This window comes from Sporocytophaga myxococcoides (genome assembly GCF_000775915.1).
In the GTDB taxonomy this organism is placed as follows: domain Bacteria; phylum Bacteroidota; class Bacteroidia; order Cytophagales; family Cytophagaceae; genus Sporocytophaga; species Sporocytophaga myxococcoides_A.
The window spans coordinates 315,123-340,941 of sequence record NZ_BBLT01000006.1 but is presented as its reverse complement, the minus strand read 5'-3'; the positions used below and the strand labels follow the sequence as shown (position 1 = coordinate 340,941).

The window sequence follows — 25,819 nt, the reverse complement described above, 5'->3', positions numbered from 1 at the left end:
GGATGCAATTGGTTCTCATACTATAAGGCTATTGCCCATCTAAATCTGATAGACTTTACATATAATTTTGCTTCTGAAGGGTTTAAAAAGTCTATCTTGGGAATTGCCAATACTTTTGCTTTGTTACTAAAAATGAGACGTTTTGTAGCACTATTTGATCCAACTATTATTCTGTCTTTCTAAGATCTAAATATACTTCTTTAAGTATTTTTGCACTATGCACCTCAACCTGAAGTTATAAAGCCTTCTTCATAATAAATGGTTAAAATGTTAATTTCTTCATACTTTTCATCAAAGCATTTTATAAACAATGTTTTCAATTGATTTTTCTCAAAGTCCCTCATTATCAAATTAAAAAAGAACATTCTTATTCGCCCAAAAAACGTTCTTAAAGCCAAAACGATCATTTGTAAAATAACCTGGAGTACTGTTCTAATTATTCATTAAATATGTATTAGCAAGAGTTCCACATAAGACAATATATGTGGATAAAATAACCCACTATAAATCAAATTATAAGGTGTTAAATAATAAAACTCAAAGCTTTCTTAACAATTGTTAATTATTTAATGGTCTTTGCAGGATAATTTTGTAGAACTGTAATATATCAAGGGGGACTTGAAATACATATCCAGACGCTACAGCATTCAGAACCTGAAGATTGTTCAATGTATCTGGCTTTTAATAAGATTATAATGATCAATTCAATCGATTACAATGAAAGGGAAGTCTTTCATGCTTTTCAAAATTTACTTTTTCTTCAATTCAAGTCCAGGTATTTCCTTTTCTCCAGTTGAGCTCCTATATATTATATAGTTAAATCACCAAAAGCATTGTTTTATCACGATGTTGGAATGATTTAAAAACTGATCAATTGTTTCATTCAACAAAGAGATCAGGTTTATAAAATTTAAGCATTTTCTTAATCAGAAAAATATAATGAAAAATAAATTATCCTTTTGCTTTCTTCTTCTCTTCCTTACTACTGCATTTGTAATCAAATCTGAAGCACAGGTTATGATGGTCTCAAGAAGAGGTGGTACTTTACATACCTCTTTTGCTCAAAGTATGGATATGGCATTTGGGGTTGGAAAGTGGAAACAACTGGAATTTGAGACGGTTAATACGGATTCATTACTTAACTCAGGTATTAATTACATTTATGTTGAGGGAGAACAGTATCATTTTGGTTACATGCATGATTACTGGACCCAGAATAAAACCAAATTTGAGGACTGGGTAAAAAAGGGGAACATCCTCTTTGTCAATTCCAATCCTATGTATGGAAATACGCTATTATTAGGATTTGGCGAGGTATCATTGGATCCGAACTTTGTTTCAGATACAATTATATCTTCAGACATTACCCATAAAATATTCAACGACCCTAAAAAGCCTGTTGGAGAAGAGTTCTGGGGATATAGTACAAACAACGGAGCAAATATGATTATCAAGGGCAGCGGATTAAAGCCACTGCTTGTTAATAAAGAAAATCATTCACATATCGTACTTGCAGAAAAGCCGTGGGGAGCAGGAACTGTAATCTTTGGTACCTTGAATAGTATGAGGTATGTTTTTCCTCAAGCAGGGTATACTAATTTAAGAACCAATATCCTGAGTCTTAAAAATAAGCCTTCTGAAATAAGCGCAGCTTTAGACAGGCCGGAACCTAAGATAAGTGTACGTCAGGGGAATCAGGACGTTTGGGTATCTCTGACCAATTATGGGACTCAGACTCTTACGGAAGCTACGATTAATTGGGAGATTAACGGTACACTTCAGACTTCGTTCAAATGGACAAAAGGGCTGGATGCAGCTTCCGGCAATAGCTTTAATAAAGATCAATTTTCTGTTGGCAAAATACTTTTTGAGAAAGCGAAGAACTATGTATTTAAAGCCTGGGTATCTGACCTTAATGGAACTTATACTCCAGCTGTTCAGGATACCATAACCCAGACAATTTATACAGCTCTTGAAGGCAGCTATAGTGTAGGAACAGAGAATGCTGATTTTGATAATTTAAACGCAGCGCTGAATGCGTTGATTGATGCGGGTGTGAGCGGACCAACGGTGTTTAATCTTGCAGATGGAACACATTATATAAATCAGAAGTTTCCAGCCATTACAGGTGCCTCCCCTTTGAATACAATTACCTTTCAATCCATTTCCGGAGACAGAAACAGTACGATAATTGAAAGAGATGTAAACACTCGTGCAGAATATCTTCTTGCGTTCAAAAGGGCTTCATATTTAACATTTAAAAACCTTACAATAGCCAATTCCTATTCTATCTATGACTATGGAACCGTTGTTCTGTTTGAAGAGGGATCACATGATATATCATTTATCAACAATAAAATTTTAGGTAAAAACTATAATTCTGGATCAGGAAGTTCATCTACTATCTATTTTGGGAGAACAGACAGTATTCCATGCTATAATATTCTTTTAAAGGATAATGACATATTCCTGGGGTCTTATGGAATTTATGTAGACCAAAGCTACAATGGGAGTAAAACTATAAAGAATCTGACTATTGAAAACAACACGTTTTTAAGACAGTTTTCCGGAGCTATGTATCTTGTTAATATGTCTGATCTAAAGGTACATGGGAACAAAATTGAAGCGACCAGGCTTGAGAATTACCGAGGTATATATGTTGATAAAGCTGAAAATATTTCCATTGACAAGAATAATATCTATGTCAATATCGTAGGCTATGGAATTTATGTAAGAAATATAACTTCTTCAGAAGGCAGGCGTTCGCTAATAAGCAATAATGCTTTCCATGGGGATGGAGGTGCATATGTATACGGTATGGTTGCAGAAGGTTGTCAGAATCTTGCAATTGTATATAATACCTTGAATATTACCAATACCAATGAACAAAGCTCAGGTCTCAATATTAGCGGAACGGGCAATAAGATTGAATTGTACAATAACAATGTGTGTGCACGTGGAGGGGCAATTGCTGCAGCCTTCAATGTTAATGAAACTTTTACTGATATTGTTTCTGATTATAACAACTATTATTCCGCAGGTAAAACCACATTTTGGATCAATGGAAAGCAACTGAAAAAGCTGAGCGACTGGCAGCTTCTTTCAAAAATTGATTCTAATTCAGTCTCTGTAGATGCTGTATTTATTGAGGAAAATGGATATAAGTGTACAAAAGGCTCACTGGATGGAGCAGGTATTCCTATAGCTGAAGTATTACAAGACCTGGAAGGTAAACCAAGAGATGCCAGTCATCCCGATATCGGAGCGGATGAGTTTACCTCTTCAGGTGCAGACTTGCATTTGCAGGCACTAATTGTACCTGTAGCACCTTTCCTTTCCGGTAACTATGATGTAAAATTCAAAGTAGTTAACAGCGGAAATGAAAAGATCACTTCTTTTGATTATCAACTGACATTTAATGGTGAAATTAAACCTGTCCAAAAATGGAATGGCAATCTTGAAAAAGGAAAGTCTGTAGAGATAAACCTTGGCCCTCAAAGTTTTCCTTTTCTTAAAGGAAATTCACTTAGTGTAGAAGTTTCTTTACCAAATAATAAGGACGATTTAAATCCAGGTGATAACATTCTTTCTCAGGATAACTTATATGCAGCTTTACCATCCGGATCCTATACTATTGGTGGAACAACTCCTGACTTTACCTCTTTCAAAGAAGTTGAAAGCCAGCTACGAAATGGTGGTATTAAAGGAGGTGTAAGTTTCCTTGTGAGAGATGGCATCTATAATGAACATATTGCCTTGTCTGATATATCAGGTTCCGGACCCGAAGGCAGAATTGTTTTCCAGTCAGAATCCGGAGACAGCAGCAAGGTAACATTGAGCTATTATGTAAATCAATATGACTATGATTCAAATTATGTCGTAAGACTGGAAAACATCTCCCATATTTATTTTAAGAATATGACCTTTAAGATCAATGGTGATTATTATGCAAAAGCCATTGACCTTCAGGGAGACATTTCCGATATACATTTTTCCAATAACGTATTTACAGGTAAAGAAACCACCAGTGAAGGAGAAAACTATTCACTCGTATATATATCAGGCAAAACAAACCCGTCAGGAAATTTACTTTTTGAAAATAATCTGATGGAAAATAATGCTTACGGTTTCTTAGTGTATTCACAACCTTCTGATATATCAGGGACCATGATACTGAAAGGCAATACTTTAAAGAACCAGTATTCTCGTGGCTTCAGAATGTATAATGGATCCAATACGGAGATAATATCAAATAAAATTACAACCCTATCTACTAATTCCTATTTCAGAGCCATTGATCTTTCTAATGCTAAAGAAGGAATAAAAATCCTGAAAAACAGTATCAATATTAACAGTGGTTATGGCATCTATCTGGATAATATTAATGCAACAGCATCAAAAAGAACCCTGATAGCAAATAACTATGTAAGGACAGGGAATGCATCGACTTCCAGACCATTCATTATTTCTTATTCAAAGGAAGCTGACATCTATCATAATACATTTATAGGAGCAGGAAGCAATACAAGCCAATATAGCGGTTATTTATACAATTCAAGCTCCATTGATATATATAATAACCATTTTATCAATTATGGAACCAGTAATGCTTTTTACCTCAGTAACAGCAATGATTATTTAAACATAAAGGCTGATTATAATAACTATTTTACCAAGGGTACCAGCATCATATACTCCTATAACTCCAGCCGCAGCCAGTACACTTTACATCAGTGGAAAGCATATTCGGGGCATGATAATAATTCATCTTCAATTGATCCTATGATTGAAGAGGATTCCTATATGGTTACAAACCCTAAACTAAACGGGACTGCAAAATCAACGTCTCTTGTAACAGATGATATAAATAATATAACAAGAAGTCAGTTCCCTGATATTGGAGCAGCAGAGTTTGATCCGGAAGGATTAAATCTTGTATTGCACAAGCTCCTCCTGTCTGACCAGGTCTTTTCTGCAGGTATAAATCCGGTATCTGTTATTGTAAGGAATAACGGAACTACTGCAATCAATAGTTTTACTCTTAACTGGAAAATCAACGAAACGGCCCAGACAGATTATCTCTGGACTGGCAATTTGGCGGCTAATACATCTGATACCATTGTAATTGGTAATTTTGACTTTAAGAAAGGACAATTGTATAAGTTCGAAATAGCTGCACTTGATCCAAATGGCCTCACTGATATTGACCTTACGGACAACAGATTAATTGTTCCAGGATTAGGCGCACCATTAAGTGGTGTTTATACCATAGGTGGAACCAATCCCGATTTTCCTACTTTCACTGCAGCTGCGGCTGTTTTGAATAATATCGGCATAGCAGGTAAAGTTACATTTAACGTAAGACCGGGTTCTTACCAGGAACAAATAAGACTTAGAGAAATTAAAGGCTCAAATTCTGAAAGAAGAGTGATATTTCAATCGGAAAATTCTGACAGCTCAACAGTTACGCTTTCCTATTACTCAGGAAATTCGTCTTCCAACTATGTATTGAGACTTGACAGTACTGATCATGTAACATTTAAGAATATCACTATAAAATCTGAAAATTCTTCTTATTCAGTAGTGGTAAGCTTAATTAATGGGACGACAGGTAACGAATTTTTAAATAACAGAATAATTTCTGCTACACAGGGGTATTATAATGTAATTGAAATGTATTCCAATACTGCAGGATTAAACAATAAGTACAATTTGTTTATTAACAATGATATTCAGTATGGAAATTATGGTATATCCTTATCAGGTAATTCATCATCAGGCAGAAATGATGAATACAATCAAATAGTCAATAACACATTTAGCGGACAGAAATATACAGCAATCTTCCTATCCAATCAGTATTACTCCTCTATTAAAAATAATACGATAAACATTGACAAAGAACAGGGAATTTACCTTTTCAGTACAATAGGACAAATAATCACAGGTAACAAAATCAATGTAAGTGATGGTTCTGTCGGTATTTATGTAAGCACAGCATCAAATCCGGATACAGTGGAGACTGTTATAGCCAATAACTATATCAATATAAGAGGATCAAAAAATGCAAAAGCAATAGACATTTATGGAGCGAAAAATTTCAAGGTTTACTTCAATACATTCATTCTCAATAATAATCATGCTTCTTCAACTTGTATTAGTATAGACAATACCACAAACTGCGTTATAAAAAACAACATAGCTGTCAGCAGGAACCTGGGGTTTGCATTAACTATCAACAATTCAAAAACGATTACTTCCGATTATAATAACTATTATTCACAAGGACAATATCTCTTTAACCTGGATAATAACGGTATCATGAAAGAGTCCTGGAATGCAACAGGACAAGACCAGCACTCTTTGTACATTGATCCTGTATTTACTGCTGCTAAAGATTGGCAGACAAACGATCCGCGGATCAACAACAGAGGAATAGCCCTTCCTGGTTTTACTACTGATATAGACGGTGACCTTCGTGGTGAACACCCTGACCTTGGAGCTGACGAAAACATGATATCCGGAAGTGATCTTGGATTATTATCTGTAACCTCTCCCCTTGCACCAGTCCCGGCTGGAAATCAGACTGTTAAAGTAATTCTTTTCAATAATGGCAGTGAAACAGTTGAAACTGCTAACCTGTCCTGGTCAGTAAACGATACTTTAAAAACTGCAAAAGTATGGACTGGTTCGCTTGCCCCTTCTGAAAGCGTTGAAGTGTCTGTAGGAGATTTTAATCTTGTATCAGGAGCAACTATATCTGTAAAAGTATGGATAAGCAATTCTTCTGATAACAATCCATATAACGATACACTAAAAGTGAATAACCTGCGTGCCGGAATGCGCGGTATTTATACTATTGGTAAAGAGAATTCGGACTTTATAAATTTTACATCAGCAGTTGCTGCACTTACTTCAGCTGGTGTTGCAGGGAATGTGGAATTCCATGTGCAACCTGATACTTATACAGAACAATTTATAATTCCGGAAATTTACGGAACTTCAGATACAAGTACTGTAACCTTTAAGCCAAAGTCAGAAGGAGTTGTTAAACTTACTTTTGCATCAAAGTCTTCAGATAATTATATCATTCAGTTGAAAGGTGCAGACTACATCAGAATAATTGATCTTGATTTCGTTCCAACCTCTACTTATGGTATCTGCATAGACTTGCTTAACGGTGCCGATAACAATATAATTAAAGACAATTATTTTGATGGTGTTAATAATTTAACAACCACTAACGCTGCTGTCATAAACTTTTATGTGAACTCAAGTGAATTTTCAAACAATAATAACCTTATTGAAAATAACTACATAAAAGATGGAGCTTTTGGTGTATACATAAGCTCGGTAAGCAGAAACGACAGAAATAATATAATAAGAAACAACTACTTTGAAGAACAGGGGTCAGGTGCAATTTATGTGGGCTATATCTATAACATACAGATTACAGGTAATAAAGTCATTTCCGGAAAATCAAATATTTATTACGATGCAATTTCTGTCAGAACCATTTCAGACGCATTTCTGATCAACAAAAATAAAATTGAAGTTGTATACGGTTCTTCAGGAATACTGGCAGAATATGTAACAGCAAAAAACGGAATTATTGCCAATAACTTTATAACGGTCAGAGGCACAAACAATATTTATGGTATTGAATTGTCTAACTCAGAGTATACACAAGTTTATTTCAATTCTGTACTCAACACGAGCACTTCATTAAATGCCAGTGCTTATAAAAGTTATACCTGTAAATATCTGTCCGTTGTAAATAACATCTTTGCTAATTCAGGGCCGGGCTTTGCATCTTCATTTGATGATATCTCCTCAGCTCTGACTTCGGATTATAACAACTATTATACAAAAGGTTCCAGTGTTTTTGCTTCTCATGCTAAGCTTATTGACTGGCAGGTAGCCAGAGGTGTTGACTTTAATTCTTTCGCTCTTGACCCTCAGTTTCAGTCTGATACTATTTTGCGTTCTTCGGAAGTAGCATTGAATACACTCGGAAAAGTAATTCCGGCAGTTAAGGAAGATATTGATGGTGAAATCAGAAGTTTGACTAAACCTTCTATCGGTGCAGATGAAAATGTTCCTGATGCGAATGATGCAGGTATCTATAAGATAGCAAGTCCTGTTCAGCCGTTTCTTCCGGGGACAAGGCCAATTGCAATACAATTAAGAAACTTCGGAGACATTCCATTGGAATCAGCGACCATTCACTGGACGATCAATGGAATTCAACAACCTGATTTTGCATGGACTGGCAACCTTGCATTGGGAGATACCACTCTGGTAACTTTAGGGAATTTCAACTTTGTATTTAAAACAGCTTACACTATAAAAGTCTGGACAGAGGCTCCAAATGGTATGGAGGATAATAATCGTATCAATGACACTGTCATAAGCGGTCCGATTTATCCTGCATTAAAAGGGCTATATACCATCGGAGGAACTAATCCGGACTTTATTAAGATCAGTGATGCTGTAGATGCTCTGATTAAAGGTGGTGTAGCGGATTCTGTCCAGTTCAACATTCGAAAAGGTACTTATAATGAACAGGTTGTTATACCTTCAATATTTGGTGCTTCGAAAAGAAACTCTGTCGTATTCCAATCAGAGAGCGGGGCCAAGACAGATGTCGAAATATCCAATACAGGTAGTTCAGAGAAAAACTATCTGATTCAATTAGTTTCAGCAGATGGAATTACCTTCAGAAATATTTCTTTCCGCAATAGCAGTGCATTGTATAGCAGAGCGCTGAGCATAGAAGACGGATCAGATAACATTACAGTATCCAATGTGGTGTTTAATGGAGTAACATCCACCAATTCAACAGTTAATCAGGCCATTATTTATTCTAAAGCAGGTGACCTGTGCAACAATAACCTTATCATTCAAGGATCGCTCTTTAATAAAGCCGGATATGGTGTATATGTATCTGGTCTAAGCACTTACAGTAAATATCAGCAAGGACTTTTGATTCAATCAAATGAGTTTAAAGACTCCTATGCCCAAGCTATATACCTTATTAGTCTGGATGCACCTACAGTGCAATACAACAAAATTGAAAGCAACAGCAGTTTCCCGAACGTGGCAGGTATAAAACTATCAAGTATGATTACGAAATGCCGTGTTATTGGAAATAGAATAACCCTTAGCAATGGCGGTTCGGGTATAGATCTCACATCATTGAACAGTTCACAAACTCAGGAGATAGCGAATAATGACATCTATATTACAGGAACATCTGTTGCAAGAGGTATTTATGTTTACTATTCCGATAATGTTGAAATATATCATAATACAATAAGAATCAAGAGTACCTCTCTTGACAAGGATGTTGCAGCTGTAAAACTGCTTGGAAATAACAACAGGCTGTTTAACAACAATCTTGCTGTCTTGGATGAAGGATATGTGGTTTACTTTGAACAAGGATCTTTCTCTTCCAACTACAATAACCTTTATTCAAAAGGAAAATATACTGGCTTCTATAATGAAGATATCAAAGATCTGCAAGAATGGAAGCAACTAACAGGGAAAGATAATCAGTCGTTGGCAGTTAATCCGAACTTTAAAAATGCATCTGAAGGTATTATCTCTAATGCTCAATTAAATGACATAGCTCCACAAGTTGGTGGTCTCAATATTGATATTAATAGAGTAACAAGGAAATCACTTACGGATATAGGTGCGTATGAGTTTAACCCTTCAGGAACAGATGCTTCCCTTGTCGCAATGGTACAGCCGGTACCTCCTATTGCCAGCGGATCACAGGAAGTTACAGTAACATTGTTCAATAATGGTTCAGAAATTCTGAGTAGTGCAATCATTGACTGGACTATAAACGGATCAGTGCAAAGCCGTATCACATGGAGCGGATCGTTAGGAGCTCAGAGAAGTACATCGGTTAACCTTGGTATATATGAATTTGAAAGACAAAAGTCATATGAGCTGAAAGCATGGGTTTCAAATCCTAATGGTACAGCAGATACAGAAACATCAAATGATACAATAAACATAAAGAACATCTCTCCTGCTCTTTCAGGTGTTTATACCATCGGTGGAACGGATGCAGATTTCCCTAACTTTACCAAAGCGACAGAAGCCCTTATGTATAACGGCGTTTCAGGTCCGGTAGAGTTCAGAGCGGCAGACGGGATTTATAATGAACAGATTGAAATAACAAAAGTTCCGGGAATATCATCCGTTAACAATGTAACCTTTACGTCCGCATCCGGAGACAGTACCAAAACGACAATCAATTCTAAATCAACATCTGACAAAAACTATATCGTTTCTTTAAAAAGAGTCAATTACATAACATTTAAGAGCATTACATTAAAAGCACTGGATACTTATTATGCCAATGTGCTGGTAATGAAAGAAGGAACAAATTATATCACTATTCAGCATTGTGTGCTTAGTGGAAAAAGATATACTTATTCCGGAAGCCAATATCTGATCTCAGCTACAAGCCCTTCAACAGGAAATATTTTTGAAGGTAATGTATTCCAGGATGGTTCTTATGGCCTGTATATGGATGGAACCAGTTCAAATCCGCAAACAAACATCATTTCAGGAAATATTTTCCATACACAGACTAAGTCATGTATTTATCTTAACTATCCTAGAAATACAGTTGTAGAAAATAATATTATTACTCCACTTTCTCATGAGAACTATTATTATGCAATTTATGCTGTTAACTCAAGAAATGGTCTGCGTATTTCAGGCAATCAGACTATCATTCCGGGAACAAGAAGTAAAGGTATTTATCTGAACACAGCTACAGGAAGTACTACTGAACCTATTTTGATTTACAACAACTTCATTAGTTTTACACAATCTGAAGAGAATATCGGGATCCATCTCAGTTCTTGCGATAATGCAGGGGTTTATCACAATAGTGTTAGGATATCAGGAACTGGTACGTATCAATATGAAGCCTTCAATATTCAGTCAGGTAGAAATATTCAGGTAAAAAATAACATATTCGCTCACTTTGGAAGAGGTCGTTCTATAAACGTTTCTGGTTCTCAAACAATCACTTCCGATTATAATGATCTGTTCTCTGCCGGAGAAACGCTTGTTATGTGGCAGAACTCATCTTATAAAAGTCTTGAATCGTTTCAGGCTGCTACTGGAATGGATACTCATTCTTTATCAATTGATCCTGTATTCGAGAGTTATACAAGCCCACGTGTAAGCCAGTCAAATCTGGATGGAGCAGGTATCCCTGTAAGTATTGTCAAAACAGATATAGAAGGTCATACCCGTCATGCCCAAACTCCTGATATTGGGGCTGATGAATTCGGCTCAGGATTAATTACTAATGACATAGGGATTACCTCTGTAATTGGCCCTAAGAGCGGATGTACGTTGGATGGCAATCAATACCTTGCTGTAAAACTTCAAAACTTCGGAGTAGACACACTGAAAAATATAACTATTCACTATGTGCTTAATGATACTCTGAAGATCAGTGAAGAACTCACAGGAATAAAACTTAAAGGTGGACAATCTTATAACTATACCTTTAAGACTCCGGTGCTGATGAACGATCACACGTTATATTCTTTTGATATATTTACAACACTAGATAATGATTCAAACAGGGATAATGATTCTATTATGAATCATGTCATTCACCACTTCCCTGCTACAACAGCCTATGCAGGCAAGGACACAACTATTTGTGAGAGTGCTCAATATTCTCTCATTGCCAGTGGCGGGAATACATATACATGGCATATCAGAGGTTCAGAAACTGTTTATGCCACTCAGAAAGTGCAGCCTGTCCATTTGAGATATAAAACCATCTTTGTATTAAAAGCTTACAATACTTATGGTTGCTTTAATACAGACACGGTAATAGTGGATGTGATTCCTAGTCCTGAAATACCTGTCATTACCGCTGTAGGAAGTCTTGGCGGAGCTTGTGTCAGGGATTCTGTGACTCTTACCTCAAGTATTAAGGATAATATTATCTGGTCAACAGGAAAAACATCTAAATCAATAAAAATAGGTAGCCCAGGTTATTATTCAGTAAAACATATCGCACCTCTTTCAAGCTGTTCATCATCAGCTCAAATAGAAATCAAGAGTCCGCCTATACCAAGATTGTCCACATCTGCAACCACTATATGCCCTGGTCAGGAAGTTTCGCTGGCTGTTATTAACGGTGGACATTCATTCTTGTGGTCAACAGGAGAAATTACAAGTGCAATTGTTGTGTCTCCAAGTAAGACAACTACTTATAATGTAAAATACAAATCAGATGATGGTTGTGAAATGGAAGGTAATGTTACAGTTAGTGTAAGGGCTGGAAACCTGATTCCTAAAATAACTTCCATAAAGGGAGATTCAGCAGTATGTCCTGGTAGTGATGCTGTATTGACAGTTGAGGGTAGTGCTACTCGTTTTTCTTGGTCAAACGGAATGTCTGGTTCGACGATTAAAGTTAACCCTACTGTAAAAACGGTTTATACTGTGACTGCTCTTGGTAGTGTATGTTCAGATAAAACTGTTTCCTCCTCCATCGTGGTTGATGTTTTACCGGGCCCGGAAAAAGCTCCTATTATTGTTGCTACAGGTTCCAGTACATTGTCATTCTGTGAGACAGACGCCATTACCCTAACATCTTCAGACTATTCAGAACATATAAAATGGTCAACAGGGGATACGACACCATACATTACTGTCTTAAGCCAGGGTATTTATTCATTAAGCCATGTAAGTAAACATGGTTGTGTTAAAACATCTACAGTTAAAATAGAAGATCCTAAAGTTCCATATATAGTTGGCAAAAAGGAAATCTGTAAAGGTGAATCTACTACCCTTACTGTAGAGAACGGATATCATTATCAATGGAGTACAGGAGCAACAGCAAGTTCCATCACTGTTAATCCGGATACGACAACTGAATATTCTGTTCTTATTGAAAATAAGGAAGGTTGTAAATATGAGCAGAAAGTTAAGGTGATTATCTATGAAGCTCCAATAGTTACTGGAATCAGTTCTGATACTACTATTTGTCAGGGAACTGAAATAACCTTGTCTGTTTCAGGAAAAGCAAAAGAGTTTTTATGGACAGATGGACACGTGGGTACCAGGGTTAAGGTAAAACCAGAAGAGACAAGAGTTTACGGAGTAAAAGCTACCAATGGATGTGCTAATCAGATTGGTAATGATTATTTAAATGTAAAGGTCACCGTATTACCTCTTCCTGAGCAACCTGTTATTTTACAAGGTAATGATTTAACATTCTGCCCCGGCCAGACCATAACTCTGGAAAGCAATTTTTCAGATAGTATCAGATGGTCAACCGGAGCAACATCAAAATCGATTACTATTTCTGACACTGGTACTTACAGGCTTGAGAAATTCAATCAATATATGTGTACCAGAACCGCTTCAGTTTCCACTAAATATCCGGAAAAGGCTCATATTGTAATTGATGGAAAAGGATATCAGACAATATGTAAAGGAGATGCCGCGCAGCTAAGTCTTATCAATGGCGCTGACTATCTGTGGTCAACTGGTGCAACTTCAGCTTCTATAGAAGTGAGTCCTCTTGTAACTACGACATATTCAGTAAGGGGGCGACATGAATATGGTTGTCTGTATTCAGATTCAATTAAGATTACTGTAATTGATCCTGTGGCGCCTGCAGAAGTGAAGAATCTTATCCCATTAAATAATAAGGCGGACTTAAGCCTTCCTCTATCCTTATCATGGAGCCCTGCGCTTAATGCAAGTCACTATGATATCCGTATCTGGGATGCAAGCGAAACCATTCCTGAGATGCCTTTTGTTCAGAACACAAATCAGATATTGTATCGTATTGAAAACGGATTGGTATATGGCAAAAAGTACAACTGGCAGATTACATCTAAAAACTCATGTGCAGAAACAGCCGGACCTATACAACAACTGGAGTTGAGAAAACTTCCGGATCTGGAAGTGAAAAACGTACTTGTGCCGGCATCCGCATTCTCAGGACAAGAGATCATGTTGTCTTGGGAGGTTAAGAATTCAGGTGCAGGAAAAACTGTAGCCAAAGAGTATTGGTTCGATAAAATTTATTTATCAAGTGACAGCACCTTTGAATATGGAATTGATTCATATTTAACAGGAGTAGCGAATAAAACATCTCTTGATTCTGGACAGTCATATATCTCATCTGCAACAATCCGACTGCCGGAAGGAGTAAGCGGTACGCACTATGTATTTATTGTTTCAAATCAGAATAATGAAATAAAAGAGCTGAATCACGCTAATAATATAGATAGAAACAAAAGATATTTACTGGTAAACCTTACTCCTCCACCAGATCTTCAGGTACAGGAAGTATCAACTTTATCTAATGTATTTTCAGGTCAGACAGTAGATTTGAAGTATACTGTTATCAATAAAGGTGAGGGTAAGACAAATTCCAGTATCTGGAAAGATCAGATCTATTTCTCCGCTGATTCAGTATTCCGTTCAGGATCAGCGCTTGTGTTGGCTACCGTTCCTCACAATGGACAATTGGAAGGTGGAAAGTATTATACCAACACAGTAGCTGTAACATTGCCTCACGGAATTTTTGGAAAGTACTTTATTCATGTAATGACAGATCAGGATGATCAGATATTTGAGCATGCTTATAACAATAACAATTTCGGAAGAAGCAATTCTATTACAGTAACGCTCCTGCCTCCTTCCGATCTTGTACCGACAGTCACGTCAATACCTGCAACAGCAAGTAACAGGGATAAGATCAAGGTAACGTGGACTGTTAAAAATCAGGGAGGTTCTGCTACCAATACCGGTAGATGGAAAGATGAAATTTACATAACCAATAATGTATTCTTTGATGAGAAAAAAGCTGTTTTGATTGGTTCAAGAACTAATTATTCAACACTTAATCTGGGAGAAAGCTATACTGCTGAAGCGATGGTTACAATCCCTGACAATATCACAGGAGCCAATTACATCTTTGTCGTAACAGACCGTGAGAATGAAGTTTTTGAACATGAGAATAAAGGTAATAATGCTGGAAGAAGTCTTTCTATACTTACAATCAAATCTCCTGATCTAATAGTGGAAAAAGCTACTGTTTTAAATACTACAGTAAATTCAGGTGAAATGCTTTACTTCCAATACCTTGTCAGAAACAAAGGGGCCGGAGCGGTTAATTCAATCTCATGGACAGATAGCTTATTTATAAAGGAATCTGTTGCATCTGATGTAACTGAGGTGAAATCCAGATCGGTGGTAAAAGTGGTGACCAATAGAATATTAAACCCGAATGATACAATAACTTTAACAGGTTCAATCAGGATTCCGGAAGGAGCCAATGGGACTGTGTATTTACAGATTCATTCCAATGCTGAAAGGACAATCTATGAAGTGACCGGAGGAAATGTCAATAACATCTTTAATAAGCCTGTGGCAGTAAACCTTAGTCCATGGGCAGATCTTAAAGTAAGTAAAATTACTGCCGCAAAAGATGAAGCAGAAACCGGTTCCGTATTCCCACTTCAGATCAAAGTGACGAACGAAGGAAAAGCAGCAACCAAATCTGCTTCATGGATAGATAAGATCTATATATCCCCTTCTCCTGATCTGGAGAAAAAAGATACATTGTTACTAACAGGTGCAAGGGCGGACTTTATACTACAGAAGGATTCCTCCTATGAATATACTATAGATGTGCCAATACCATTTGAGACTGAAGAAGGTGATTATTACTTCTATGTGTATACAGATGCAACAAATAAAATATATGAGCATACGGATGAAAGCAATAACATCACGATGTACGGTCCTGTTGCTGTCACTTATGGCCCCGGTCCGGATCTTAAACTGCTGAATCTGAAAGCTCCGGATAGTGTATTAACCGGCGTCAGCTATCCGGTAGAATGGAATGTGAAAAATATCGGTAGACAGGGAGCATATGCCGAATGGGATGATGCAGTGTATCTTTCTAAAGATACCATCTGGCAACCAGGAACTGATATTTATTTATCATCATACTTCAGCAAACATGCACTTGATACAGCGGCAACTTATTTTGGTGCACGTAAAGTTGAAATACCAGAAGCGATCTCCGGTGAATATTACTGGATTGTGGTAGCAGACTATACTCATAAAGGAAAAACCTTAACAAACTCTGGCGATAGAATCAGGAATAATAATTATTCGTTCAGACCAGTACAAATCATAGCGAACACAATACCTGACCTGGCAATAACGGATCTCCAGGCTCCTGAAGAAGGAATATCAGGCCAACCTATAACTATTCAATATACTGTAACCAACCAGGGAACAGGTACAACCCGTCCTAAAAAATGGGTCGATAAATTTTACCTGTCAACTGACTTTACTATTGATAAGAACGACAAACTGCTGGGATCTGTTGACCGGTCTGATTCTCTTGTGGCCGGAACCAGTTACAGTGTGAGCAAAGAAGTTAATTTACCATTGGTAGAATCCGGAAACTATATCATATTGGTTAAAACGGATCAGGAAAATACGCAGTATGAAGCAGATCAGGAAAGTAATAACCTTGCAGCCTCTCCTATTCATATAGAAATGCCATTGCCTGTTGATCTTGTAATATCTGAAGTAAAAGCGGATAAAGATCAATACACTGCTGGTGATGATATTAAAATTTCCTGGACAATAATGAATAAAGGAATCAATCCGGTTAATGGATCTCAGGAAGATCAGTTTTACCTGTCCCGAAACAAAACATGGGATATCAATGATGTTTATCTGGGAAGCAGCAGAACTTACATGACATTACCTCAGAATGGTTCATATACATATACTGGCACATTCCGTATTACTAATGCATCCGTTGGTTCTTACTATATAATAGCAAGAACGGATGCAAGAAATCAGATTCCGGAAACAGATGAAAACAATAACGAAACATCAAGTCTGAATCCAGTTCTTATGGATGTCAGAGAGCTTGTTTTGAATATTGCTGAAAATACTATGCTTGCTCATAAAGGCAGTCTGATGTACAAAGTCGTAATTCCTGATTCACTTCAGAACGAAACCCTTCTGGTAGAATTGACAGGCGCAGATCAGAATAATCATAATGAGTTGTATATCCGATATGGAGATGCTCCTACAAGAAATATCTATGATGCTGCATTCAGCCGTCCATTCTCAGGGAATCAGGAAGCTATCATCAGTGAAATGAAACCTGGAACTTACTATGTAATGGTATATGGTGAAAATGAGTTTACTCATACACAGTCTATCATGTTAAAAGCATCGATCCTTCATTTTGAGATACGCTCAGTGAAAACTGATGTCGGTGGAGATTCCGGTCCTGTAACGACTTGTATTCAGGGAGCTAAATTCAATCCTGGTTGTGAATTTTATATTTACGGCAACAATCGTCCGATAAAGGCAAGCAAAGTGTTCTATGTAAATCCGACCAAAGTATATGCGACATTTGATCTGAATGGAGCTGAGCATGGATACTATGATGTTGTTTCCAAAGACACTGTCTCAGGAGAAGAAGCTGTTAAGTTCAATGGGTTCAGAGTTGAGAAATCTACACAAGAACTTCTGCTAACTGATCTGGATCATCCTCGATCTGCAAGAGCCGGACAGATCGTTCCGATACATGTTCATTTTGCCAATGGAGGAAATATTGATATTCCTACACCAAGAAGAACTATCGTCTGTACAGGTGCCAAAGTACCTTTGGGTCTGTCAGTTCAGGACCTGCAGTATTATTTTACGTCTCTGAATATGGATTTTACCGAACCAGAGGGCCCGGAAGGAGTGCTCAGGCCAGGAGCGATCAGTGATAAAACATTCTTTGTCTCTGCATGGGCTCATATACAATTAAAAATTCTAAAGAAATAATTTTAGCATCATATAAAAATTGAAGATTCCAATGCGAGCATATTTTAAATTATCGACTGTACTTTTCTTTCTCCTTATATGTATGCAAAATACCTTTGCTATAGATATAAATCCTGGAGAAAACAGAACAGAATGTCCGGGAACAAAAGTCAGACTTGGAGGAAGTCCTACAGCTGGCCCTGATTCACCGGATAAATACACCTATCAATGGCATTCCGTTCCGGGAGGATTCAGTTCTAGTGAAGCTAATCCAGAAATAACAGTGCCAGATGTGAAAACTGTCTATGTAGTTCGTGTAACAGACGCTGACGGTTTTACTTGTCAGGAGTCTGTGACCATCACTCCTGTTCTGGTTAAAGGAATTAAATTTAATCCTTCTACTTTGCCCGCTGACGGGAGATCAACATCACTGGCAACAGTTACAACAGAACCAAGTGGAAGGACTATTGTCTGGTCAATTTCAGAAGCAAGCGGATCAGATGCTACCATCGGAGAAAGTAACGGAAGAGTAAAAGCATCCACTGAGCCAGCAACAATAAAGGTAAGAGCGCAAGATAAACAAGCGGCAGATAATAAAACAGAAACATGTTATTCGGAAGAAAATATCTGTATAGGTGATCCGGAAGAGTGCTGCCCTGATTTGTCAGGAGAAGTGAAGTTTGGATTGCTCCGGATACATTTAACTGAATCCATTCAATCAACAGGTTCAGCCGGCGATGGGTATTGTTCTTATTCTACCAATAAAGTCAGGTTGCATCTTGATATGAAAGGTTTCTTCCATACACCGGTATCTATAGATCTGGATGGCGTGAGAGCTTCATGGAAACAGAAAGGTAGCGGAGCCGAAATGAGTTTTAAAGAAGTGTCACTTGAATGGAGTGGAAAAGCTCCTACAAGGCAATTCGGACCTATAATGGCAAATCTGACAGGTATGAAACTGACAGTAACATCAGACGGAGCGATCTCAGGTGAGACAAAATTTACAATTAATCAGGTAGAGGCGGTTTCATTAGGTGGTATTGCAGAGTTAGCCAAAGGCACATCAGGAGAATTCGTTTACAGATATACTTCTTCTACAAGTTTTGAAGGAGAGTATGATTTCGGAGGTGTAAAAAATGTAATAATCCAATTAAAAAAGAACACTTCAGTTATTGCGGAAGCTAAAGGAAGCCTTACTTCCAAAGGGGACTTGAACGCAGAGCTTATAGCTAAAAACAGTGCGAGCTTTTCCACCAAGGGATTTAATGCATCAATTAAAAAGCTAAGATGGAAATTCACATGGAAAATTGATGAAAACGATATTGTATTTAAAGATGGAGAAGCAGAGATAGCAATCAAAGAAATCAAGAATACCAAAGGTGAAGTAACCGTAGATGTCAGTATGAATGGAAATGCTGCGGAAGGAACAGCCAAGTTCTCTAATCTCATTGCATTCGGTTGCAAAATAGAAGGAAGTCTAAGTACTACGGTTGACTATGAGTTTAATTTACATGAAATCAGCGGAAGTAAAATAAAAGCAAAACATCAGGATTTTGAGAATCCATTCGAAATTAGTGAATTTAAAATCATCAATGGAGAACTGACTATATTCAGCTTTAAAGGAAAAGTTAAATATAAGAAGATTAATTTCAATGTAAGTAAAGCGATATATGTCAAAGACAAAGGTTTGACAATCAGTGCCAATCTTGAGATCGGTAAGTCTACCAAATGTGATGTTACAGATTTTATTATATCAGGTGAAGGTTCTGTTTCTATTGGTAAACTTGTTTTTGAATCCACTAATTATCCGCTTACAATCAAAGCAAGTCTTAGTTATGGCAATGATGCGTTCAGAGGAAAATATACTGGATCGCTTGAAGGTGGAATAAAAATCGGAGGAGAAGTAGTGCTTGGCTCCATGGAGGATTTTAATTATGGTTTTTTTGAACTTACAATGCAGTCAGCCAAGGGATTTCCTGTAGGCCCAGTTATTCGTATCGACGAACTGGGTGGTCGCTTCGGCTATAATTATGATCACAGGAACAATTCTGCAAGTGAGGGAACGTACCTGATAGGATTTGTTCTGGGAATCAAAGATGCTGCTGATATTATAGGACTTAAAGGAGATGTAACACTTGTGATTGGAAACAAAAGCTCTCTTGAACTAGAGGGTGAAGTAAGAGTGCCTGCAAGATCACCTCATTATTTTAAAGGTGCTCTGAAAGCGTCCTATTTACTTGGCACCAATGATGTATCGGGTAGTACTAATGCCTCTCTCAAAATTCCGGCAAGAAACGGTAACTTACTATCTCTTTCCACAGGAAAAATGAACTTCAAAGTGAATCAAAGTGGATGGAGCGCAAAGGCTATGGGAATCTCAGGACACATTATGAAGCAGGTAACAATGAATGGTTCAATTGATCTCAGAGGAGCCGCAGGAGATGACGAGGGAATCACAGGAACCGTTACGGGAGCTATTGACTATTCAAAAGAAATGCAGATCATTTATCCTGAAAGGTTTGATCCCACGAATTGTGTTACGGCGGACAATTCAGATACCAGGCTGGGCTTTGGAATACATGGATACTTCAGTCTTAAAATGGGAGGGTCATTCAATACACAGGTGAACTCTGAAGGTTTTACCGGAATCATAAAGACACATGTTAACGGAATAAGCAGAGTAAGTGTCAAATGGCCTTGTATCGCTACCTGTGTTGATTGTGTCAGATCCTCCAATGTCAATGTAGACGGTGATATGGAGATGAGCTATGATGGATCATTTACAATACTTAAAGGACATCTGAAATTCACAGGAGCTGATCATGAAGAGGAAAGCCGTCCTATTGTATTAAAATTCTAATATAAGCAGTTGTGAAAAATATTTATAGACTGATATTACTTTTCATAGTCGCTATCTTTCTTAATCCTGCATATCAGGTTTTAGCCCAAAGAAGCGGGGCAAGCCTGAGGGGTGGAGAAACAGATAAGGCTATAAAGCTTTATTGGGAGACCTATGACTGGCCACAAAATCTGGTTGGGTTTAATATAAAAAAGCAAAGTAGGAATACGGGGTGGTATAAACTCAACAAGGAGGTAATCTTTCCTCAGGTTGATGAAAGGAATTGGGAAAATCTGGGACTTGATGATGATGAAGCCAAAAGCATTCAACAAACTTATTTAAAATACCTTTCAGAAGGCAAATTAAGTAAGATCACTAAAGAAGAATTGCTTCAAAAGCTTCAGCAATCAGGAGGTCTTAAATCCGGTGACAGATTAAATATGAAGCAGGACTATAGTGTGGCATTAATTTTAGGATTCGCTTTTATTGATCATACTTTTAAGAAATCTGAAAATACAGCTTATGGATTATTTTATGTATTTGAAGATGGACGTGAGTCTGAACAACCTGTCGCTACGTTCTCTCCCGGGAATGTTAAAATCAATCCTGTAATAGATGCAAGCGTGAACAAAGGAAAAGTAAAACTTATCTGGTCAGTGAATGAAAAAGACTATTTTAAAGCAGGACTATTCGGATTTAAGATCAGCAGAAAAGAAGATAAATCAGGAAAAGTTACGAACCTTACAGAAGAATTAATCGGATATCAAAAGTCTGATAACGGACAACTGCATTGGTTGTTTACAGATGAAAGTGCCAATGCTTTGCTTGATTATACCTATACTTTTACTCCTGTAACAATTCTTCAGACACAACTTAAACCTTTTGAGTTTAAGTTTAAAGCAGCTTTGTATAAGGGGCTTCCTACACCTTCCATAGATTCCATAGCGGTTGTAAATGATACTGATCTCCGGATATATTGGAAAACAGACTCTCTCCTATCCGATAAAAAGCGGATCAAAGAATTTTATCTTGAAAGGAGAAATGCTGACACTTTACAGTTTACCAGAATAACGAAGCTGAATTATAAGAATAAAATTTATACCGATACTACCGGCCTTCAGTATGGCCAAAGATATATATACAGACTTTCAGTTACAGATAAGAAAGGTAAGGAATGGTTTGGTAGTCCTGCTGACGTGTTCTACACCGGAGTAAAAATTCCTGTGAAACCAGACAGTCTTAAAGCTGAATTCCAAATGATTATGGACAAACCTCATGTACATCTTTCCTGGGCGAAAAGCACAAGTAAGAACACCTTTGGTTTTGTGTTTCTTTCAGATGAAGAAGGTACCGGTAAGCTTATTGAAAACCTCAGTATTCCTCTTATTAAAAGCAATGAAATCTTATATGAAATATCCGGAGACGGAGGTTTAGAATATCAATTCAGCATTGTTCCTGTAAATGAAAAAGGTATGCGTGGAGAAGGAAGTACTGTAAAATGCAGTGTTCCGCTTTTGAACCTTCCCCTATTCAATTCCTTTTCTGCTACTCTTAATAAAAACAACCTGACAGAGTTGTCCTGGGAATATCCAAAAGAAACAGCAATAAAAGGATTTAATATACTGGTAAACGGAAACATTATTGCTACACCTGAAGATCTTCTAAAGGAAAGCAGAAAATATGTTGTACAACTCTATAATCCTGAAGATGCAAAAAAAGTCAATGTCTATCAGGTGGAAGCCATTGGTGAAGTAGTTTCAAGAAAGAGTTCGGTCTCTCCTCTTTATCTGCCTTCCTATAAATTATCTTCGCCAGAGAATTTAAAGGCAGCATTGAGAAAAGAAAAAGGCAAATCATATGTGGACCTTTCCTGGGAATGCAATAAAGAACAAATCAAGGACATTAAAGGCTATCTGCTTTTTGCGGATGAAGGTTCTGAAAAGGCCTTTCATCAAATTACAAAAGGTGATTTACATAAGGAGCAAAAGTTCATTTTTCAAATCAATAATCCTGGTCGTGCTGCATATACCTTTAAAGTTGCCGCAGTATCAAACAAAGGTGAAATCAGTCCGACAGCCAGTATTACACTTAATTTAAAAGACATTAAAAAGTAAACGTTATGAAGAATCATATTTCTGCGTTTTTATATACCTATAAATACATCCTGTTATTTCTCATTGTCAGTTCATTCAGTCTGCAAGGCTATGCACAGGTAGAGATAAAAGTTACTCCTGCAACCTGCAATGGAAAAGAAGATGGGAAAATAGATGTAACACTGAAAGGTAAAAACGGTCCTTATACATTCCTCTGGAATGATGGCTCTACAGAAGATCATCTTCATGATATACCAAGGGGCGATTATTATCTTATCATAAGAGACCGTAACAGTTGTATATTTGAAAAATCAATTAATGTCGGTGTGCTGGAAGACAAGCCAAGAGTAAAGATTGAAGGCGGGGGCGACAGGACTTTCTGCAGCGATGCTGAAGACCAGGATGTCGAGTTACATGCAGTCACCAGTGTTTGTGCGGAATGTAAGCTAAAATGGTCAACAGGATCAACTGAAGAGAAAATAGAGGTTAGTGGAGATGGAGATTTTCAGGTTACAGCAACGGACAGTTCCGGATGTTTTCAAAGGGATTCTACGGAAGTTAAGATTAAAACAGAGGACTGTGATGACGACGATGATGATGACGACATAGATATTCCTGTTGTATTTCCAAGAGATCCAAATGACATTCTCGGTCCTGAAGGATTTGGCCCTCAGAGGTGGATTTCTGTAAAAGACATCCTCCCTTATACCATTCGTTTTGAAAATGATCCTGAGTTCGCAACGGCTCCTGCACAAAAGGTTGTAATACGCACTCCGATTGACCCTCATCTGAACATTTATTCATTCAGGCTTGGTAGTTTTGGTTTCGGAAATTTCGCTTTTGAAGTACCACCAAACAGTACCTACTATACCGGTCGATTGGATGTAAAGGATTCTCTTGAAGTGATCGTTGATGTTATTGCAGGGATAGATGTTTTGAAGAAGGAAGCGTTCTGGATCTTTGAATCTAAAGACCCTAAAACCGGAAATGAGCCCGCTGCCCATCTTGGGTTCTTACTTATCAATGATTCCATAACCAGAAGAGGCGAAGGTTATGTTAACTTTACAATAATCCCTGATGCTGTTTCGTCTACAGGTGATACCGTGCATGCTGTAGCGTCCATTATATTTGATACTCAGGAAGAGCTTCTGACGCCTGCGATATTTAATACGATTGATGCGGTTCCTCCTTTATCGGCTTATAAGCGTAGTGATGTTGTTGCTGACTCCTCTTATGCTTATTTTGTAACTATTAAAGATGATTATGGGCTGGGTGGTTCAGGTGTAAAAAACTATGATTTATACCTTTCTTACGATAATGGAAATAGTTTTACAAAATACGCATCACAGATCCCGGTTGATTCAACTATTTCTATCAAAGGAGATCCGGATAAAAGGTATTGTGCTTACACTATAGCCCGTGATAATACAGGAAACGAAGAGTCAAAATCCTCTTCAGATTTGTGTTTCTCTCCTAAAGCAAAACCATTTGTAAGACTGAAAGAACCAGATACAAAACAACCGATATGTCAGGGTGGCGGTTATGCAATTGAATGGAACTCCTTTGGCATAGACAGTCTGGATATTTATGTATCAACCGATCAGGGAAATACATATAACGTGGTGGCTACAAATGTTCCGGACAAACTTAAAAGCTTCTACTGGCCTCTCCCATCAGATATTCCAACAGAAAATGATTATCTGATAAAAATTGTAAGTTCTGTATCGGATACGATCTTTGATATAGCCCAAAATCATGTTAATGTTATAGAGCATGTTCCTGCAAAGATTTTTTCTTCAAAAGGAACAGCAGTATGTTCCGGAGATACAACAGAATTGAATGTGTTGCCGGTATATGCTTCTTACCGCTGGTCTAACGGAATAAATTCCAACAGCTTTACAACAAGCGTTTCGGGGAAATATATTATTGAAGTAACAGATGCCAGCGGTTGCAGCAGCAAAGATTCAATAAACTTTGTAGTTCATTCATTCCCTGCACAATTGATTACAGCAAGTACAGAATTTAAGTTTTGTGAAGGAAAACCGCTTATATTAAAAGGCCCTGCTAATATGGCCTCTTATTCATGGTCTACCGGAGAAAGTAGTTCTCAGATTACTGTAAATTCGATTGGAAAGATTGCATTGAAAGTCATTAATGAAATTGGATGTACAGCGAGCTCTGACACCATATTTGTTGAAGAGATTACGGATGCAGCAGAATGCGAAGCGCTTCAGATCAATTCTGGCTTGACTTATCTGAACAAATTTATTCAGGTAGCACCGAATCCATTAACTGAGTATACCATTTTCCAAATCTATTCTCCTCAGTCCCAATTTGTCAACTTGAAACTTTTTGATACAAGAGGTACAGAAGTTGCAGAGATTTATAAAGGTGAAATAACAGGAGGTACAACAGTGCCTGTGTCCTATAAGCCTTCTGAGAAATTATCAAACGGAATGTATATTTACAGACTTCTTTCTGGCGATGGAGAATTGTTTAATGGTAAGCTGGTTATTGGAAGGTAATAATCATTAGTAAAACAAACAAATTAAAAAAAGCCCGGCTTCTATGTTAGGGCTTTTTTTATTTTACATTGTTTAACAAACAATTGGTAAATGGTTCTATCAGATCCTCCTCCCCGGCCGGTGTCTGCACCGGACGGAATCTTTCCCAAAGTGCTGCATTGTAAAATTCAGGGTTACATTTTTCGCTTATTATTCCTTTTTATTCTTGAATTAAACAAGCTAAGAATAATAATGCCTGATGACTATCGATCTTCTGCTTCAATTTATTTGAAGATAAGGTATTCTTTTATCTCAGATTACAGAGAATATTTTGTCTAAGCTGTGATTGATAGATTCCGTCCGGTGAAGACACCGGCCGGGGAGCGCCCTTACTGAGTCACATTTATCTCTTGCTGTTGCTCAAACTGTTGCTCCTTTCCTTTTATCCCAGCGCATTGACTCTGACCATAGTCAACTTAACATTGTTTACTAAGTTGCAATCAGCTGTAAGTCCTGTGAAA

4 protein-coding genes are annotated in these 25,819 nt (G+C 37.4%); all 4 read left to right on the top strand.

The window, feature by feature from the left end:
• Window positions 1–939 precede the first annotated feature (939 nt).
• The 4 genes from MYP_RS15760 (at window position 940) to MYP_RS15745 (ending at window position 25,319) form a co-directional block, all read left to right on the top strand.
• Window positions 940–17,883 carry a CARDB domain-containing protein gene (locus MYP_RS15760; protein WP_045465163.1) on the top strand — a complete coding sequence of 5,648 codons (16,944 nt, stop codon included), beginning with the start codon at window positions 940–942 and terminating at the stop codon, window positions 17,881–17,883.
• A gap of 82 nt (window positions 17,884–17,965) precedes the next feature.
• On the top strand, window positions 17,966–20,722 hold the full coding sequence (locus tag MYP_RS15755; protein ID WP_045465161.1) for a hypothetical protein: 2,757 nt from the start codon (window positions 17,966–17,968) through the stop codon (window positions 20,720–20,722).
• 11 nt (window positions 20,723–20,733) lie between these two features.
• On the top strand, window positions 20,734–22,815 hold the full coding sequence (locus MYP_RS15750) for a fibronectin type III domain-containing protein (RefSeq protein ID WP_045465158.1): 2,082 nt from the start codon (window positions 20,734–20,736) through the stop codon (window positions 22,813–22,815).
• Between the two features lie 5 nt (window positions 22,816–22,820).
• Window positions 22,821–25,319 carry a T9SS type A sorting domain-containing protein gene (locus tag MYP_RS15745; protein WP_045465155.1) on the top strand — a complete coding sequence of 833 codons (2,499 nt, stop codon included), beginning with the start codon at window positions 22,821–22,823 and terminating at the stop codon, window positions 25,317–25,319.
• Window positions 25,320–25,819 lie beyond the last annotated feature (500 nt).